Source organism: Microbacterium sp. (assembly GCF_003248605.1).
GTDB lineage: Bacteria > Actinomycetota > Actinomycetes > Actinomycetales > Microbacteriaceae > Microbacterium.
On the sequence record NZ_QFPF01000048.1, the window covers coordinates 1 to 16,924 of the forward strand.

The 16,924-nt window shown below is 70.7% G+C and carries 18 protein-coding genes; 6 read left to right on the top strand and 12 right to left on the bottom strand.

What is annotated here, in order from left to right:
- Both DI573_RS08065 and DI573_RS08070 read right to left on the bottom strand, forming a co-directional pair.
- Positions 1–403, bottom strand: a 403-nt coding sequence (locus tag DI573_RS08065; protein ID WP_292812649.1) for a MerR family transcriptional regulator, incomplete at its 3' end; no start/stop codon positions are given.
- On the bottom strand, positions 403–894 hold the full coding sequence (locus DI573_RS08070; protein WP_292812651.1) for an FHA domain-containing protein: 492 nt from the start codon (positions 892–894) through the stop codon (positions 403–405). The genes DI573_RS08065 and DI573_RS08070, both read right to left, overlap by 1 nt.
- A gap of 172 nt (positions 895–1,066) precedes the next feature.
- Between DI573_RS08070 and DI573_RS08075 the strand changes: the two genes are divergently transcribed.
- Positions 1,067–1,417: a hypothetical protein gene (locus DI573_RS08075; protein ID WP_292812653.1), complete on the top strand. Its 351-nt coding sequence runs from the start codon at positions 1,067–1,069 to the stop codon at positions 1,415–1,417.
- A 41-nt stretch (positions 1,418–1,458) separates the two neighbouring features.
- Here the strand turns inward: DI573_RS08075 and DI573_RS08080 are convergent, their stop codons facing one another.
- The gene (locus DI573_RS08080; RefSeq protein ID WP_292812655.1) at positions 1,459–1,875 is read right to left on the bottom strand and encodes a hypothetical protein; all 417 of its coding nucleotides are present in this window, start codon (positions 1,873–1,875) and stop codon (positions 1,459–1,461) included.
- A 103-nt stretch (positions 1,876–1,978) separates the two neighbouring features.
- Between DI573_RS08080 and DI573_RS08085 the strand changes: the two genes are divergently transcribed.
- Together DI573_RS08085 and lpdA are read left to right on the top strand one after the other, a co-directional pair.
- Entirely contained in the window at positions 1,979–2,551 is a 573-nt protein-coding gene (locus tag DI573_RS08085) for a copper resistance CopC family protein (protein WP_292812658.1), read from the top strand.
- Positions 2,552–2,613: 62 nt separating this feature from the next.
- A complete protein-coding gene (gene lpdA / locus DI573_RS08090) occupies positions 2,614–4,011 on the top strand; it encodes a dihydrolipoyl dehydrogenase (protein ID WP_292812660.1) in 1,398 nt (465 codons plus the stop codon).
- A gap of 38 nt (positions 4,012–4,049) precedes the next feature.
- Here the strand turns inward: lpdA and DI573_RS08095 are convergent, their stop codons facing one another.
- Entirely contained in the window at positions 4,050–4,670 is a 621-nt protein-coding gene (locus DI573_RS08095; protein ID WP_292812746.1) for a CYTH domain-containing protein, read from the bottom strand.
- A gap of 13 nt (positions 4,671–4,683) precedes the next feature.
- Complete coding sequence (locus DI573_RS08100) at positions 4,684–4,899, bottom strand: response regulator (RefSeq protein ID WP_292812662.1); 216 nt, start codon at positions 4,897–4,899, stop codon at positions 4,684–4,686.
- Positions 4,900–4,994: 95 nt separating this feature from the next.
- On the opposite strand from DI573_RS08100, the gene glgP reads away from it, so the two are divergent.
- Together glgP and DI573_RS08110 are read left to right on the top strand one after the other, a co-directional pair.
- On the top strand, positions 4,995–7,514 hold the full coding sequence (glgP, locus tag DI573_RS08105) for an alpha-glucan family phosphorylase (protein WP_292812664.1): 2,520 nt from the start codon (positions 4,995–4,997) through the stop codon (positions 7,512–7,514).
- 9 nt (positions 7,515–7,523) lie between these two features.
- Positions 7,524–8,255: a glutamine amidotransferase gene (locus DI573_RS08110; RefSeq protein WP_292812667.1), complete on the top strand. Its 732-nt coding sequence runs from the start codon at positions 7,524–7,526 to the stop codon at positions 8,253–8,255.
- 16 nt (positions 8,256–8,271) lie between these two features.
- Here DI573_RS08110 and DI573_RS08115 read toward each other — a convergent pair whose 3' ends face one another.
- Positions 8,272–9,009 carry an NAD(P)H-hydrate epimerase gene (locus tag DI573_RS08115; RefSeq protein ID WP_292812669.1) on the bottom strand — a complete coding sequence of 246 codons (738 nt, stop codon included), beginning with the start codon at positions 9,007–9,009 and terminating at the stop codon, positions 8,272–8,274.
- Complete coding sequence (locus tag DI573_RS08120) at positions 9,009–10,052, bottom strand: YhjD/YihY/BrkB family envelope integrity protein (RefSeq protein ID WP_292812672.1); 1,044 nt, start codon at positions 10,050–10,052, stop codon at positions 9,009–9,011. Before DI573_RS08120 ends, DI573_RS08115 begins: the two co-directional genes overlap by 1 nt.
- 100 nt (positions 10,053–10,152) lie before the next feature.
- Here DI573_RS08120 and DI573_RS08125 point away from each other — a divergent pair, with 100 nt between their 5' ends.
- On the top strand, positions 10,153–11,820 hold the full coding sequence (locus DI573_RS08125) for an ATPase, T2SS/T4P/T4SS family (RefSeq protein ID WP_292812674.1): 1,668 nt from the start codon (positions 10,153–10,155) through the stop codon (positions 11,818–11,820).
- A gap of 215 nt (positions 11,821–12,035) precedes the next feature.
- Here the strand turns inward: DI573_RS08125 and DI573_RS08130 are convergent, their stop codons facing one another.
- The 5 genes from DI573_RS08130 to pilM are packed head-to-tail and all read right to left on the bottom strand — an operon-like array spanning position 12,036 to position 16,899.
- Positions 12,036–13,268: a type II secretion system F family protein gene (locus DI573_RS08130; protein WP_292812676.1), complete on the bottom strand. Its 1,233-nt coding sequence runs from the start codon at positions 13,266–13,268 to the stop codon at positions 12,036–12,038.
- Positions 13,268–14,404 (bottom strand): type IV pilus twitching motility protein PilT, encoded by a 1,137-nt coding sequence (locus DI573_RS08135; RefSeq protein WP_292812678.1) that lies wholly within the window; start codon positions 14,402–14,404, stop codon positions 13,268–13,270. The genes DI573_RS08130 and DI573_RS08135 overlap by 1 nt, the downstream gene beginning before the upstream one ends.
- 10 nt (positions 14,405–14,414) lie before the next feature.
- Positions 14,415–15,104 carry a hypothetical protein gene (locus tag DI573_RS08140; protein WP_292812680.1) on the bottom strand — a complete coding sequence of 230 codons (690 nt, stop codon included), beginning with the start codon at positions 15,102–15,104 and terminating at the stop codon, positions 14,415–14,417.
- Positions 15,104–15,820, bottom strand: a complete 717-nt coding sequence (locus DI573_RS08145; protein ID WP_292812682.1) for a hypothetical protein — start codon at positions 15,818–15,820, stop codon at positions 15,104–15,106. The genes DI573_RS08140 and DI573_RS08145 overlap by 1 nt, the downstream gene beginning before the upstream one ends.
- Positions 15,805–16,899, bottom strand: coding sequence for a pilus assembly protein PilM (gene pilM, locus DI573_RS08150; protein ID WP_292812684.1), 1,095 nt, complete (start codon positions 16,897–16,899; stop codon positions 15,805–15,807). The genes DI573_RS08145 and pilM overlap by 16 nt, the downstream gene beginning before the upstream one ends.
- Positions 16,900–16,924 lie beyond the last annotated feature (25 nt).

Here is a 16,924-nt window from a genome sequence, read left to right on the forward strand (position 1 = left end):
CGATGGCCTCGTTGAGCAGCTGGGGGGCCGCGCCCGCCGCGCTCAGCAGCTCGTCTCGGCGATACCGTCGCCCCTGCGGGTGAATGGTCGGCGGCGGCTGCTGCCCCGGTGCGAGCGGATTGCGGCCGGCGTCGATCTCTTCGAGATAGTCGCGGATGACGCCGAGCGGCAGATAGTGGTCGCGCTGCAGCTGCAGGGCCAGACGCAGACGGTCGACGTCGGCGGAGGAGAACTTGCGGTAGCCGGACTCGGTGCGGGTGGGGGTCACGATGCCCTGCACCTCGAGGAAGCGCAGCTTCGACGATGTCAGCGTCGGGAACTCGGGAGTGAGTCGGGAGAGCACCTGACCTATGCCGAGGAGACCCGCGGCGGGGGCACTCCCGCGGGCGGACGCCGCGGGCATCAGTCGTTCGCCGCCTGAGGCAGATCGACGGGCGAGATGAAGAACGTCAGACGGAACTTGCCGATGCGCACCTCGGCGCCGTTGACGAGCACGGCGCGGTCGACGCGCTCGCCGTTGACGTACGTGCCGTTCAGCGAGCGCTGATCGACGATCTCGAACTCGGCGGCGTGACGGGTGATCTCGGCGTGACGGCGCGACACCGTCACGTCGTCGAAGAAGATGTCGGCTTCGGGATGCCGCCCCACGGTCGACACGTCCGTGTCGAGCAGGTAGCGGGCACCGGCCGTGGGGCCCGACCGCACGAGCAGCAGCGCTGCGCGCGCGGGGAGCGCCTGGATGGCATCGAGTTCGGCCTGCGAGAGCTCGGCGCCGAACGGGACGAAGGAGAGGTCCGAGTCGTGCCCGAACGTCTGCGTCGTGTCGGTCGGCGAGTGGCCGGCGTCCGCCTCGCGGCGAAGGCCGTCGACGGGCCGGTATTGCGGGTCTGACACGCTGTCCTCCTTGGCCTTCCAGCGTAGCCGATGATCCTCCCGCCGACCGAGGCGGATCCCGGGCCGACCTCGGATGCCCGTCATGTTTCGTCGTGTGAAGCGCGGCATGCCGGGCGGGTCGGGTCGCCCGTAGCCTCTATCCATCGAAGCTCGTCGTCGAAAGGAAACCGCCGTGTCGTACCAGGACCGTCCCGCGTCGCCCCTCCAGGTGCGTGAGCGTGCGGTCTGCATGTGCGAGATCGGCGCGTGCTGCACGAGCTACGAGCCCGGCCACGCCGTGCATCTCATCCAGCGACGCCTCGTCGCGGCCACACCCGGTGAGTGGGTGGACGCGATCGTCGAGTCGGTCGACACGGCGGCCGGCGTCGTGCGGGTGCGCGATGTGTTCGATCAGGCGCCGCGCACGCTCTTCAGCGCCGCGGGAGCCGCGGGAGCCGTACGCGTCGGCGAGCCGGTGGCGGTGCACCCGCGCTACCACGTGCTGGCGCGGGGCGCGCAGCGCTTCAACGTGCGCGCCGACTGACGCGCAGCATCCACTCTTCTCGGCCGGACCCGGCCGACGGATCAGGCCATCGCAGCCATCGACTGCTTGAGCGCCATGCAGGCGTCCATGCACGCCCTGCAGGAGTCGGCGCACATCTTGCAGACGGCGCTGGCCTCGGCGTGGGTCATGCACTCGTCCATGCACACCTGGCACATGGCGATGCAGGCGTCGAGCATCGCCATCATCGAGGTGCGGTCCATGCCCGACATGCGCATCATCGACCGCATCATGGTGTTGCACATGTCGGCGCAGTTCATGCACATGGGTGCGCACGACATCATCTGGCCGTCCATCGTCTGCACCGAGCAGACCGTGCATGCCTGCTCGCAGGCCGAGCAGGCATCCATACAGGCCTGCATGAGGTCCATGTCGATGCCCGCCATCGTGTCCATCGACATCATGTCCTTGGACATCTGGTCCATCATCATCGCGTCCATCCCGCGCCACCCTTCGGTCGACCGTCGCGGGCAGGTACCGCCCGCCACGCGCCATGCTACGTCGATGGATGCCGGGGCGACAGCCCCCGGTTAGGGTCGATGAGTGCCCTTCTCCTTCACCCGCACCCGCTCCTCCCGTCGTGTCGGCATGGCCGCCGCCATCGCCGCGGTCGCGGCCGTCCTGATGCTCGCACCGTCGCCCGCGAGCGCCCACGACGACCTGCTCGGCAGCGACCCCGAGGACGGCGTCGTGCTCGAGACCGCGCCCGCGCAGGTCGAGCTGCGCTACTCCGCCGAACCCCTCGATGAGCCCGGCGGCACCATCGTGCGCGTCGTCGACCCCGAGGGCGCCGAGGTGCAGGAGGGCGAGCCCGAGGTCGTCGACAACGCCGTGATCCAGGCGATCGCGGCCGATGCGGCCGTCGTCGGGACCTACACCGTGACGTGGCGCGTCGTGTCGAGCGACGGTCACGCGATCTCGGGCGAGCTGCTGTTCTCGGTCGGCGAGGAGTCCGAACCGGCCGACGCACCGAGCGAGGGTCCGATCCCCGAGGACGGCGTGCCCACCGCGGTCGTCGCGCTCTGGATCGTAGGCGGCGTCGTCGCGATCGGCGTGATGGGGGCCGTCGTGGCCGTGCTCGTGGCGATCTCGCGACGCCGCGGCAGCGAGGACTGAGCACCCTCCCCCCGCCCCCGGCCCGCCCGGATGCACCCGCGCGCGGGACTAGGCTGGGAGTCATGCCTCACTACGATGTCGTCATCCTCGGAGCCGGCCCCGGCGGGTATGTCGCGGCCGTGCGCAGCGCCCAGCTCGGCCTGTCCACCGCCATCATCGAAGAGAAGTACTGGGGTGGTGTCTGCCTCAACGTCGGCTGCATCCCCTCCAAGGCGCTTCTGAAGAACGCCGAGCTCGCGCACATCTTCGCGCACAAGGCGAAGCTGTTCGGCATCCAGGGGGACGTCACCTTCGACTACCGCGCCGCGTGGGACCGCAGCCGCGACGTCGCCGACGGCCGCGTCAAGGGCATCCACTACCTGATGAAAAAGAACAAGGTCACCGAGTACGACGGCCGAGGCACCTTCACCGACAAGAACACGATCCAGGTCGCGAAGGCCGACGGCGGCAGCGAGACCGTCACGTTCGACAACGCGATCATCGCGACCGGCTCGACCGTGCGCCTGCTGCCCGGGGTGACCCTCAGCGAGAACGTCGTCACCTACGAGGAGCAGATCCTCGCGCCCGAGCTGCCCGGATCGATCGTCATCGTCGGCGCGGGTGCGATCGGCATGGAGTTCGCCTACGTCCTGTCGAACTACGGCGTGAAGGTCACGATCATCGAGTTCCTCGACCGGGCGCTTCCCAACGAAGACGCCGACGTGTCGAAAGAGATCCAGAAGCAGTACCGCAATTACAAGATCGACATCCTCACCTCGACCAAGGTCGAGAAGATCGACGACCAGGGCGACAAGGTCGTCGTCAGCTACACGGGCAAGGACGGCGCGGCCGGATCGATCGAGGCCGACAAGGTCATGATGTCGATCGGCTTCGCGCCGCGGGTCGAGGGCTTCGGTCTCGAGTCGACCGAGGTGCAGCTCACCGAGCGCGGTGCCATCGCGATCGATGACCACATGCGCACCAACGTGCCGCACATCTACGCCATCGGCGATGTGACCGCCAAGCTGCAGCTGGCCCACGTGGCCGAGGCACAGGGCGTGGTCGCCGCCGAGACCATCGGCAAGGCCGAGACCATGATGCTGGGCGACTACCGCATGATGCCGCGAGCGACGTTCTGCTCACCGCAGGTCGCGTCGTTCGGTCTGACCGAGCAGCAGGCCAAGGACGAGGGCCACGAGATCAAGGTCGCGACCTTCCCGTTCATGGCCAACGGCAAGGCGCACGGCCTGGGTGAGCCCGTCGGGTTCGTCAAGCTGATCGCGGACGCCGAGCACCTCGAGCTGCTGGGCGCGCACATGATCGGCCCCGACGTGTCGGAGCTGCTGCCCGAGCTGACGCTGGCCCAGAAGTGGGACCTCACGGCGCTCGAGCTCGCCCGCAACGTGCACACGCACCCGACGCTGTCCGAGGCCCTGCAGGAGGGCTTCCACGGACTCGCGGGTCACATGATCAACTTCTGACGCGGTCAGCCCCCGGGGGGGTGAGCAGGCGCGGCGGGTCAGCGGCCGAGGGCGCGCTGGAGCTTCGAGCCGGATGCTGCCTGCCGGCCGCCGACCGCCGTCACGGCATCGTCGACCGCGGTGAAGAACCGCTCGCGCCAGGCCGGATCCGCGGGTGCGGCGGGGCCGAGCTCGACCTCCCACTCGCGCCATGCGGTCGAGGTGCCGCCGCGCAGGTCGGACGCGGTCACGTGATCATCGACGAATTCGGCCACGAGCGCGCCGTCGGCATCGACGAGCGCGGTGGCGTGGCGCTCGTTCTGCACACGCGCGAGCGGGCTCAGGTCGTCGTCGGCGCACCACACCGCCACGGCCGCACGCACAGCCGGCGGCACGACGAGTGACCCGAGGTCGTCGGGCAGCGGGTCGGCGCCGAGCGGCCAGCCGTATTCGTGCCGCCCGTCGGGCCCGCTGGTCTTGACGTGCCAGCCCTCGTCGGGACCGCCGGACCGGCGCCGCAGCGCCACCGCGGCCGTCGCCAGGGCAAGCCCCCGCGTGTCGAGGTAGACGGCGTCGAGCAGCCGGACCTCGCGGTCGCCGACGGCGACGACGCCCGGCATCCCGCTCAGGTCGGGCACCCGGGTCGAGGCATCGACGTCGTATTTGCGCTCGACCTCGATCGAGCGGGTCGGCTCAGTCGTCGGTCGGCCCGATCTCTTGCGTGGACTCGACGAAGACGAACCGGGCCTGCGTGGGCCCGTCGTGCGCGCCGGTGTGCTCGGGCGCTCCCTCGCGCTGGTAGACGATCTGACCGTCGCTGTAGGCGACGATGAGCGAATCCTGCTGAGGGTCCTCGAGGGGCACCACCTGACCGTCCAGGGGCCCGCCGGAAAGACGTGCGATAGCCATGTTTCCTCCTGCCCCGAGCCTAGACCCGAGCGCCGACGCGGCGTCGGTCGACCCGCGGTGCGGCGCCGTCACTCCGGGGCCCTATGATTCGTCGCATGAAGGCCATCCGCACGTTCACGGTCCGCCCGGTGCTCGCCGACAGCATCCGCCCGCTCGACACGCTCGCCGCCAACTGGCGCTGGTCGTGGAGCCGGGCCACGCACGCGCTCTTCGCGTCGATGGATCCGGGGCTGTGGGACTCGGTCGGCGAGAACCCGGCGCGGATGCTGGGGGCCCTCGGCCAGGAGCGACTCGATGCCCTCGCCGCCGATGACGCGTTCGTCGAGCGCGTGCGCGAGGAGGCGGAGCGACTCGACGCCTACCTCACGGGAGACCGCTGGTATCAGCGCGTGACGGGCGAGAAGCCCGCGCACATCGCCTACTTCTCGCCGGAGTTCGGGGTCGACGGGTCGCTTCCGCAGTACTCGGGCGGTCTCGGCATCTTGGCAGGCGATCACCTCAAGAGCGCCTCCGACCTCGGCGTGCCGCTCACGGGAGTGGGGCTGTTCTACCGCGCCGGCTACTTCCGTCAGTCGATCGGCGACGACGGATGGCAGCGCGAGAGCTATCCCCTGCTCGACCCGTACGGGCTCGGCCTGACCCTGCTGCGCGAGGCCGACGGCGCGCCGGTCGAGATCGTCCTCGAGGTGCCCGGCGGGCGCGTGCTGCACGCACGCGTCTGGGTCGCGGACATCGGTCGGGTGCCGCTGCTGCTGCTGGACTCGGAAACACCCTCCAACACCGAGGACCTCGCCCGGGTCACCGACCGCCTCTACGGCGGCGGCGGCGAACACCGCCTCCTGCAGGAGCTGCTGCTGGGCGTCGGCGGCGTGCGCGCGGTGCGCGCGTGGTGCCGTATCTCGGGGCGCCCGACGCCGGATGTGTACCACACCAATGAGGGTCACGCCGGGTTCCAGGGCATCGAGCGGATGTCGGAGCTGATCACCCACGACGGTCTGACGTTCGAGGCCGCACTGGCGCAGGTGCGGGCATCGACGGTGTTCACCACGCACACCCCCGTGCCCGCGGGCATCGACCGCTTTCCGAAGGACCTCATCGCCAGCTACCTCGCGAGCGGCCTGCTCACCGGCGTCGACCCGCAGCGGGCGCTGGCCCTGGGGCTCGAGGACTGGCCGGGCGGCGACCCCGGCGTGTTCAACATGGCGGTGCTCGGGCTGCATCTCGGCCAACACGCCAACGGCGTCTCGCTGCTGCACGGCTCGGTCAGCCGCGGCATGTTCGGTCAGCTGTGGCCCGGTGTCGACACCGACGAGGTGCCGATCACCTCGATCACCAACGGCGTGCACCCCCCGACGTGGCTGCATCCGGCGCTCAAGGCCGTCAGCGAGCGGGTCTTCGGCGACGCGCACGTCGAGACGCACGACTGGACCGACACCGCGCTCGTCTCGGACCGCGAGCTGTGGGATGTCAAGCAGACGATGAAGGGCGAGCTCGTCGAGCACGCGCGGCGCATGCTCGGCCAGGACACGATCCTCGATCCCGAGGTTCTCACGATCGGGTTCGCCCGCCGGGTACCCACCTACAAGCGCCTCACGCTCATGCTGCGCGACCCGGAGCGCCTCACGAAGCTGCTGACCGACCCCGAGCGTCCGGTGCAGATCGTCGTGGCGGGCAAATCGCACCCCGCGGACGACTCCGGCAAGATCCTCATCCAGCAGCTCGTGCGCTTCAGCCGCGACCCGAAGGTGCGCGGGCGCATCGTCTTCCTGCCGGACTACGACATCACCCTGGCCAAGACCCTCTACCCGGGCTGCGACGTGTGGCTGAACAACCCGCTGCGACCGCTCGAGGCGTGCGGCACATCGGGCATGAAGGCCGCACTGAACGGAGCACTGAACCTGTCGATCCTCGACGGGTGGTGGGACGAGTGGTTCGACGGCCGCAACGGCTGGGCGATCCCGACGGCCGACACCTCGGCGTCGGACGAGGAGCGCGACGACATCGAGGCCGCCGCGATGTACGACCTGATCGAGCACCAGCTCGTGCCCGCGTTCTATGAGCGCGAGGACGGCATGCCCCCGCGCTGGCTGTCGATGGTGCGCCACACCATCACGGAGCTGGGCACCAAGGCGACGAGCGACCGGATGGTGCGCGACTACGTCACGACGCTCTACGCCCCCGCCGCGGCGCACGACGCGGCGCTGCGGGCCGATGATTTCGCCCTCGCGCGCGAGGTCGCCGGGTTCACGACGCGGGTGCGGGCCGCGTGGGGAGCGGTGCACATCGCGAACGTCGACAGCACCGGCATCCCGCAGCAGGCCCAGGCGGGCGACGAGCTCGAGGTGCGCGCGGCGGTCGCCCTCGACGGCCTCTCCGTCGACGACGTCGCCGTGCAGCTCGTCTACGGGAACACCGACACCGACGACGCGATCTGCGCCCCGCACCAGGTGATCCGCCTCGAGCCGCAGGGCGCCGCGGTCGACGGGCTGACGACGTTCACGGGAACGCTGCCGCTCGCCGTCACCGGCACCTTCGGCTATACCGTGCGCGCCGTGCCGACCCACCCGCAGCTGGTCAGCGACGTCGAGCTGGGCCTTGTCACGTATGCGTCGTAGGCGCGCGCGGTGAAGCCCTTCGTCCTGCTCGCGACCCGCGCCGAAGACCTGCCCGCCGACGAGGAGTACCGCCTCTTCCTGCGCTTCACGGGCCTTCAGGAGCGGGACCTGCACCGGATCCGCCTCGAGGCGGGTCCCATGCCGGAGCTCGACCTCGACGAGCTGTCCGGCATCTTCGTCGGCGGCGGACCCTTCAACGCCTCCGACCCCGCGGACGCGAAGTCGGCCGTGCAGCGCCGCGTCGAGGCCGAGATGCACACCCTTCTCGACCAGGTCGTCGCCCGGGACTTCCCTTTCCTCGGCGCGTGTTACGGCATCGGTACGCTCGGCACGCACCAGGGCGCGACGATCGACCGCACGTACTCCGAGCCGATCAGCGTCACCCGCGTCGAGCTGACGGATGCCGGAGCCGCCGATCCGCTGTTCGCGCACATGCCGCGCGGGTTCGCCGCCTTCGTCGGCCACAAAGAGGCGGCGCACACGCTGCCGCCGCACGCGGTACGGCTGGCCTCGTCGGAGGCCTGCCCCGTACAGGCCTTCCGGGTGGGGCGCAACGTGTACGCGACGCAGTTCCACCCCGAGCTCGATGTCGAAGGCATCACGACGCGCATCCGCGCGTACGCCGGGTTCGGGTACTTCGCGGCCGACGAACTCGACCTCACACTCGCGGCCGTGCGGGCCGAGCCCGTCGTGCATCCCGGCCGGCTGCTGGCCACCTTCGCAGCGCGCTACGCGCGCTGACCCGGGATGCCGGGGCTCAGCGCCCGGTCACCGTCAGCTCGACCGGCACCTCGAGCGCCGGCTGCAGACGGGCGAGCGCCGGGGCCAGGCCGAGGTCGACGAGGCGGATGCGCCCCGCGAGTTCGGGACCGCGCCCGGTGACGAGCCCCGCCTTGAGCGCACCCATCGTGACGGTGACGTCCGCGGCGAGCACGGTGTCGTCGGCGGTGCCGATGTCGGGGTGCAGGCCGCTCGGCAGGTCGACGGCGAGCACCCGCGGCCCGTCCTCGGCGGACGTCGCGGGCAGCAGAGCGGCGATTGCCGCGCGTGCGATCCCGCGCAGCGCGGGGTTCGCCGAGGTGCCGATGCCGAGGATTCCGTCGATCACGAGCCGGTACTCCGATGCGCCCGCCTTGACCGCATCGAACCCGCGACACGTCACTCCCGCACGACGCGCGGCCCCGAGAGCCTCGCTGTGCGCCCCGTCCGAGGTCAGCAGCAGGTCGACGTCGCGCCCCTCGGCGGCGAGCTGCGCCGCCGCATACAGCGCGTCGCCCCCGTTGTTTCCGCGACCCGCCAGCACGAGCACGGGGCCGGGCCGCTCCCCCAGCAGCTCCCGCGCCGCGTCGGCGACCGCCTCGGCGGCCCGCTCCATGAGCGGCTCACCGGCGGCGAGCAGGGGCTCTTCGGCGGCACGCACGGCCGCGGCCGTATACGCGGGCATGCGACGGGTCTGGGTCTGAGGCACCTGCCGGGTGCCGGCATCCACTGTCATCAGCTCGTCTCCTTCGACGATGCGAGTGCGCTCTCACGCTCCTTCTGCTCATCATGCCTCGCCCGGTCGAGTTCGTCAGCAGCCAATCTGACGGCGCGCTCGGCGCGGCGGACGCGCCGCTGCAGGAACGTGGAGGCACCGTGGCGGGCGCGCACCCGATCCTGCTCCTCTTCGACGCCCACGAGCACATAGGACGCGGCGATGAGCACCACCTGGCTGGAGAGGTTGAACCACAGCAGCAACGCGATGAGCGCCGCGAACGAGGCGAGCAGTGGATTGGATCGGGCGCCGCCGACGAACAGCCCCGACAGCTGCTGCAGCACGACCAGGCCGGCGGCGCCGATGAGCGCGCCCGGGATCAGCGCGCGCGGCGAGGCCGTGACCCCCGACAGCACCACGAACAGCACCGCGACGACGACGGCGTCGAGCACGAAGACGACCACCGTCGAGACCAGCCAGGTCGCCCACGAGGCGAAGGGATGGTCGGAGGAAAGCCCGAACCACGACGCGACGACGTCGACCAGCGCCGTGCCGAGGAACGTCGCCGCGGCCGCGGCGCCCAGGGCCACCGCGACGCCGACGGCGACGCCCAGGTTCCGCAGCAGCGCCCACACGACGAAGATGTCGGTGTTGGGCTGATCGGCCAGCGCGCGCAGCGCGGCGCGCGCCTGCCCGACCGATCCGATCGCCGCGCCGAGAAGACCGATCGACGAGATCACACCCGCGATCGACAGGCCCGCCGGGGCCTGGATGTCGTTCGTGTCGACCAGGCCGTCCTCGCCGACGAGGCCCGGGATCACCTGATTGACGGCGTCGATGAGCGCCTGCCATGCGACCTGGTTGCCGGAGAGCCACAGGGCCGCGATCGAGAAGCCCAGCAGCACGGCTGCGAACACGGCGAAGAGCATGCGGTAGGTGATGCTGTCGGCGAGCATCGGACCGCGGTGCTCGCTGTAGAGCAGGAAGGCGCGCACGGGCTTGAGCGTGAGCGCCCATGCGATGGCGCGGGTGATCGGGGTGCCGGATGCCGAGGACTCTGCCATCGCCCCAGGCTAGGCCGTTGCGTCCCCGCCCCGCCGGGGGTTGACACTCGGCGCCACCTCGCGTGGATAGGATGACCGCGGGAGAGAGGGAGGGCTGCGCGTGCGCGGAATCGCTCAAACGCTGGTGCTGACGGGTGCGGTGCGGGCGGCCGACATGTCGGAGGCGCTCGCGCAGTTCGGCGAAACGTCGGCGCTCGAGCGTCACCTCGTCGAGCGGCGCCTGGTCACCGAGCTGCAGCTGGCCGAGGCCATCGCACTGCACACGGGGCACCGACTGGTCGACCTGCAGGATGCGACCCTCGACCCGGAGATCGTCGCGCTCGTGCCGAGCGCCCTGTGCCGCAGGTACCGGCTGATTCCGCTCGAGCGCATCTCGGGCCGCCTCACCGTGGCCATGCTCGATCCGACCGACATCATCGCCACCGACGACGTCACGAGCCTGACCGATCTGAGCGTCGAACCGGTCGTCGTCGCCGCCGACGCGCTGCAGCAGGCCTTCGACCGCTACCTGCGCTCCGATGAGGAGCTCAGCGACCTCTCCGAGCAGATCGGCGAGACCAGCGCCTCCGAGGGCGCGGTGTTCACCGAGTCCCTCGACGAGCAGGATGCCGATGCCCCGATCGTCCGCTTCGTCAATCTGCTGATCGCCCAGGCCATCAACGACCGGGCCAGCGACATCCACGTCGAGCCGGGCGAGCACGAGCTGACGGTCCGCTTTCGGATCGACGGCGTGCTGCACGAGATGCAGCGGGCGGACCGCGGCATCCAGGACGGCATCATCTCGCGCCTGAAGATCATGTCGGCCATCGACATCGCCGAGCGCCGCCGGCCGCAGGACGGCCGCCTCTCGGTGCATCACGAGGGCCGCCAGATCGACCTGCGCGTGGCGACCCTGCCGACGGTGTGGGGCGAGAAGATCGTCATGCGCATCCTCGACAACTCCGCCCAGCGCATGTCGCTCGACGACCTGCGCATGTCGGCCGACAACCTCGGGCGCTTTCGCGGCGCCATCACCCGGCCGCACGGCATGGTGCTGGTGACGGGGCCGACGGGATCGGGCAAGTCCACGACGCTGTACACCGCGCTGCAGGAGGTCGCCGACCCCCGGGTCAATGTGATCACCGTCGAGGATCCCGTCGAGTACCGCATGGCCGGGGTCAACCAGGTGCAGGTCAACAACCGCGCGGGTCTCACCTTCGGCTCGGCGCTGCGGTCGATCCTGCGCAGCGACCCCGACGTGGTGCTCGTCGGCGAGATCCGCGACCACGAGACCGCCGTCATCTCGATCGAGGCCTCGCTGACCGGCCACCTCGTGCTCTCGACGCTGCACACCAACGACGCCCCGAGCGCCGTGACCCGCATGATCGAGATCGGGTGCGAACCCTTCCTCGTCGCCACCGCCCTCTCGGCCGTCGTCGCGCAGCGCCTCGCGCGCCGCCTCTGCGATCGGTGCCGTCAGCCGGCGAACGAGCCCGTCGAGGTGCTCGACTCCCTCGGGTTCCCGTACGACCCCCAGCATCCGCCCCAGATCTTCCGCGCGGTGGGGTGCGTCGTGTGCTCGCACACCGGCTACCGCGGCCGGATCGCGCTGCACGAGGTCATGACGCTGTCGGAGCGCATCGAGCAGCTCGTCGTGACCCGCGCCACGGGCACCGAGATCCGCGCGCAGGCGCTGGAGGAGGGCATGGTGTCGCTGCGCAACGACGGCTTCGCCAAGGTAGCGCAGGGACTCACGACGATCGACGAGGTGCTGCGCGTCGCCGCCTGACGCCCGGGCATCGCTGGAGTCGGTTCACGGGCGCACTCGGCCCGCGTGTCCCACTTTCTGTCGCTGTGGGGTGCGCCCAGCTCGTGTGTGTCCCACTTTGTGTCGCCATGGGGCCCCCTCAGCGACAGAAAGTGGGACACCCCACCCCACCCCACCCCACCCCACCCCACCCCACCGGAAGACGGGCGTTGCGCGCAGATCATGGATGCCGGGGCTCAGCCGCCCATCTCGCCGTAGATGCTGAAGATCGGCATGTAGAGCGAGACGACCATGCCGCCGATGATGATGCCGATGCCGACGATCAGCACCGGTTCGATCGTGGACGCCAGCTGGTCGGTCGCGGTGTCGACCTCGTTCTCGTACACGTCGGCGATGCTCGCGAGCATGTCGGCGAGGGTTCCCGACTCCTCCCCCACCGACACCATCTGCGCCACCATCGGGGGAAAGACACCCGCTTTGGCGAGCGGGCCCGAGAACGAGCGGCCCTGTCGGATCGACTCCTGGATGTCCTGCACCGCCCTCTCGACAGCCCAGTTGTTGGAGGCCTCGCCGACGATGGCGAGCGCCTGGATGAGTGGCACACCGGCGTGGAGCATCATCGACAGGCTGCGCGCGAACCGCGCGACGGCGATCTTGGTCATCAGGGTGCCGAACACCGGCATCCGGAGCTTGAGCGGATCGACGACGCGGCGCACCCGCTCGGTCGTGCGATTGCGCCGCCACCACACCCAGCCGCCGGCGGCGCCGATGACGAGCAGCGGGATGATCCACATCATGTTCTTCGACAGCGTGACGAGGATCTGCGTGGGCAGCGGCAGCTCCGAGCCCATGCCGACGAACATGCCCTCGAAGATCGGCACGATGAAGGTCACCATCGCGAGCACGCCGAGCATCGCGACCGAGAGCACGACCATCGGGTACGTCGTCGCGGTCTTGATCTTGTTCTGCAGCTCGGCCTCGCCGGCGTAGGTCTTGGCGATCGAGGCGAGCGACTGGCCGAGGAACCCGCCGCTCTCGCCGACCTTGACGATGCTCACCAGCAGGGGCGGGAACACCTTGGGGTGCTTCGACAGCGCCGAGGAGAACGACGACCCCGTCTCGACGTCGGCGTGCACGGCGACGAGGGCGCTCTGCAGCGCCTTGTCGCTGGTCTGCTCCGTGAGGATGGAGAGCGTGCGCATGAGCGGCAGACCCGCGTTGGTCAGCCCGGCCATCTGCTTGGCGAACGTCGCCAGCTCCGCGACCTTGACGCGCTTCTCGAACCCCGGGATGCGCAGTTCGGCGTTCAGTCCGGTCGTCGCGACCGCGGCGACCTCGAGGGGGGTGAGACCCTGCGCCCGCAGCTTCGAGGTGACGGCGCCCTCACCCGCGGCCTCCATCGTGCCCTTGACGACCGCGCCGCCCGAGAGGTCGACGGCCCGGTAGGTGTACTCCTGGATGACGGCCATCAGCTGCCCCAGCCCGAGAGCTGCCGCTCGCCCGCGTGCATCGACCAGGCCTCGGCGTCGAGATCGGCAGGGCGCACGCGCACGTCGTCGAGGCTCTTGGGGTCGGCGGCGTACGTCTTGGCGACGGCCTGCGAGACGGTGCCGGCCTCGACGAGGCGCTTGAGGTCCTGGTCGAGGGTGTGCATGCCGAGCGCCGACCCGGCCTGCATGGCCGAGTAGAGCTGCCCGATCTGCGCCTCGCGGATGAGGTTCGCCACAGCGGGGGTGTTCACGAGCACCTCGGTCGCGATCGTGCGCCCCTTGCGCTGGGCCAGTGGGAGCAGGCTCTGGCTGATGATGCCCTGCAGCGTGTCGCCGAGCTGCGTGCGAATCTGATCCTGCTGATGCGAGGGAAAGACATCCACGATGCGGTTGATGCTCTTCGCCGCGCCCTGCGTGTGCAGCGTCGAGAGCACCAGGTGACCCGTCTCGGCGGCCGAGAGGGCGGTATGGATCGACTCCTGATCGCGCAGCTCGCCGATGAGGATCACGTCGGGGTCCTGACGCAGGATGCGGCGCAGTGCCTCGGCGAACGAGGCCGTGTCGCTGCCGATCTCGCGCTGGTGGATGAGCGAGCGCTTGCTCTGATGCTGGAACTCGATCGGGTCCTCGACCGTGATGATGTGGGCGGGCAGGGTCGTGTTGATGATGTCGACCATGGCCGTCAGGGTCGTGGACTTTCCCGAGCCCGTCGGTCCCGTCACGAGCACGAGCCCGCGGGGTTTGAGGGCGAGGTCGCGACAGACGGCGGGGGCACCGAGCTTCTCGAGCGTCGAGACGGTCGTCGAGATGAAGCGCAGCGCGACCGCCATCTGCCCGACCTGACGGAATACGTTGACGCGAAAGCGGCCGAGACCCGGCGAGGTATAGGAGAGGTCGACCTCGCCGGCGGCGGCGAAGTCCTCGCGCTGACCCGGGGAGAGGATGCGGTCGATCGCGGCCTCGAGCCACGCGGCCGGAAGGGGCTCGGCGAAACCCGGCACGGGGGCGAGATCGCCGTCGACGCGCATCTGCGCGGCGGCGCCCGCGGTGAGGTGCACGTCGGAGGCGCGTCCCTCCGCCGCGGCGTTCAGGATGGGGTCGAGCGTGGGGGTCATCGTTCTCTCCTCAGCTGTCGGCGCGCACGAAGGTCAGGGCGCTGACGGTCACGTCGTAGGCGTCGTCGGTGGCGGTCAGGCCGGAGTGGACGATCGCGATCAGTCGGGGCCCGCGCCCCAGGGCGTCGACGAACGCGACGGCCTGCGCCGGGTCGGCCGCCTCGACGGCGATCGAGAACGACACCTGGGTGCGCGGGCTCGCGGCGGTCGCCTCCGGCGCCTGTGCGGCGGGGTCGGCGGCGTCGGCGGAGGGTGCGGGGGTCTGGGCGGGTGCCGTCGTGGCCGCGGGGTCGGATGCCGGAGCCTGCGCGGGTGCCGTCTCTGCGGCGCCGTCTTCGTCGGTACCGCCCACGCGGGGCGCCCATGCCTCGACCTCGGCGGCGGTGACGCTCACGACCGTCACACCGCTCTCGGCCGCGGCCGCACCGACGATCTCGAACACGTCGTCGGCCCTGGTGTCGGCGGGGATCTGTGCGCGCAGCTCGGCGACGTCGGCTTCGATCTCGTCGAACCGCTCGGCGTCGGCCCGCAGCGCGGCCAGCTGCGCATCGAACACGATGTTGTCGCCCTCGACGCGCTGGGCGTCGGCTGAGACCTTCTCGGCGGCGGAGAACAGCGGCAAGGCGATGAGGAACACCCCGCCCAGGAGCGCCGCGACGACGGCGAGCCCGCCGACGAGATTGATGAGCTGCTTGGCCATCACTGCCCTGCGCTTTCGTCGGGATCGGCGTAGACGCCGGTGTAGAGCGACTGGTCGAGAACGAGGGTGAGCTGATACGTGTACGTGCGCGCATCACCCTCTCCCGTCTCGGCCATCACCTCGCGGGCATCGGCCGACAGGGCGCCGGGGATCGCGCGCAGCGCGCGCACCGCGGGGGCGATGTCGATCGGTGTGGGCGATTCGAGGGTGAGCGCACCCGACAGGCCGGGCGCGGAGGCGCTCTCGGGCGAACCCGCCGCGGGCGCGGCTCCCACGGCGAGATCGAAGCCGGAGAGCGTGACGCCCGGGGGCAGTGTGCGCACGAGGGTGTCGAGCATGTCCTCCCAGCGCAAGTCGGTGGCCATCGCCTCGGCGCGGAAGGCCGTCAGCTCCGTCTCGGTGGCCAGGGCCTGACGCACGTCCTGCAGCGTGGCCAGCTGAGCCAGAAGGTCGGTGGTGCGCGACCCGGCCGCCGCGAGACGCTGTTCGGCCGCGAGGGTGAGCGCGTAGGAGCCGCCGCTCAGTACCAGCACGGCGGCGAGCGCGCCCACCAGCCCCCATCCCCAGCGGCGGATCATCGCCGCCCGCTCGCGTCGCTCCGTCTCGGCGCGGGGAAGAAGATTCACCCGCGGCGACGCGGCCGAGGCCGCGGTCGCCGCACCCCGGGTGAGCGAGAGCCGCGAGGTGCGCGCGCGAAGACTCAGGCGCGGCCCCATCCGGGCACCTCCCCGAGTACGACGCCGATGGTCGGCACCAGGTTGCGGGCGAGGTCGTCGGCGGGTGCGGCATCACCCGCGGACGGGAGCAGGTCGCTCGCCGCGATCGCCCGCACGGGCACATCGAGCGCAGCATCCAGCGCTTCTGTCATGCCGGGTGCGGCGGCGCCGGCACCGCTGACGAGCACGGAGCTCACGGGCCGCTCGGTACCCGGGCGCGCGTCGTAGAAGGCGATCGTGTCGCGCACCCGCGACATCATGTCGGCCACGGCCGGGTCCATCGCGCCGTGCCGCGCCGCCGCGCGGCCGCGGAGGGTGGGCAGCGAGGCGGGTAGGGCGACCGCCTCGTCGGGCACGCCGACGCCAGCGCCCACGAGAGCGAGTTCGCGGACCGGGGCCTCGACGGGTGCCACGGTCGCCTCGACCGGCGCCGCGGTCCTCGCCCGCACGGCCGCGGTGGGAAGCGTCGCCGGGATGATGCGCACGAAACGCGGCACCCCGAACTCGGTGACAACGACGTAGCTCGTGTGATCGCCGAGGTGCAGCATCGCGACGCACTCGCTCGGGGCCAGTCGTTGCGCCGCCCGCGCGAGTCCGAAGGGTGCAAGATCCACCACGTCGACCCGCAGCCGGGCCTTGCCGAGGGTCGAGATGAGCGCCTCGACCGTCTCGGACACGGCGGCCACGAGCAGCCCGTGGATCTTGCCCTCGTGCTCGAGCGTGGGATAGAAGTCGAGCACCGCCTGCGTCACCGGCACCGGCAACAGGTCCTGCACCTGGAACGGCAGCGCCTGGCGCAGCAGCTCCGGCTTCATCGCGGGGGTGACGTATTCACGCACCAGGATGCGACGGCTCGCGATCGCGAGGACAACACGGCGCCCCTTGATCCCGGCGCGGGCCCACAGCTGCTTGATCGCGATCGCGACCGCGTCGGGGTCGAGGATCTCGGAATCTCTCGCCGAGCCCGGGGGCAGCAGCACCTCGCCCGCCGCGACGACGGTGGGCGTCCGGCCCGTCGAGATCTCGACGGCGCGAACGCTCTCCTCGGTGATCTCGAGTGCAACCTGGGTCTTCGCCATCAGCTCTCTCCCCTCTCCCATGCCT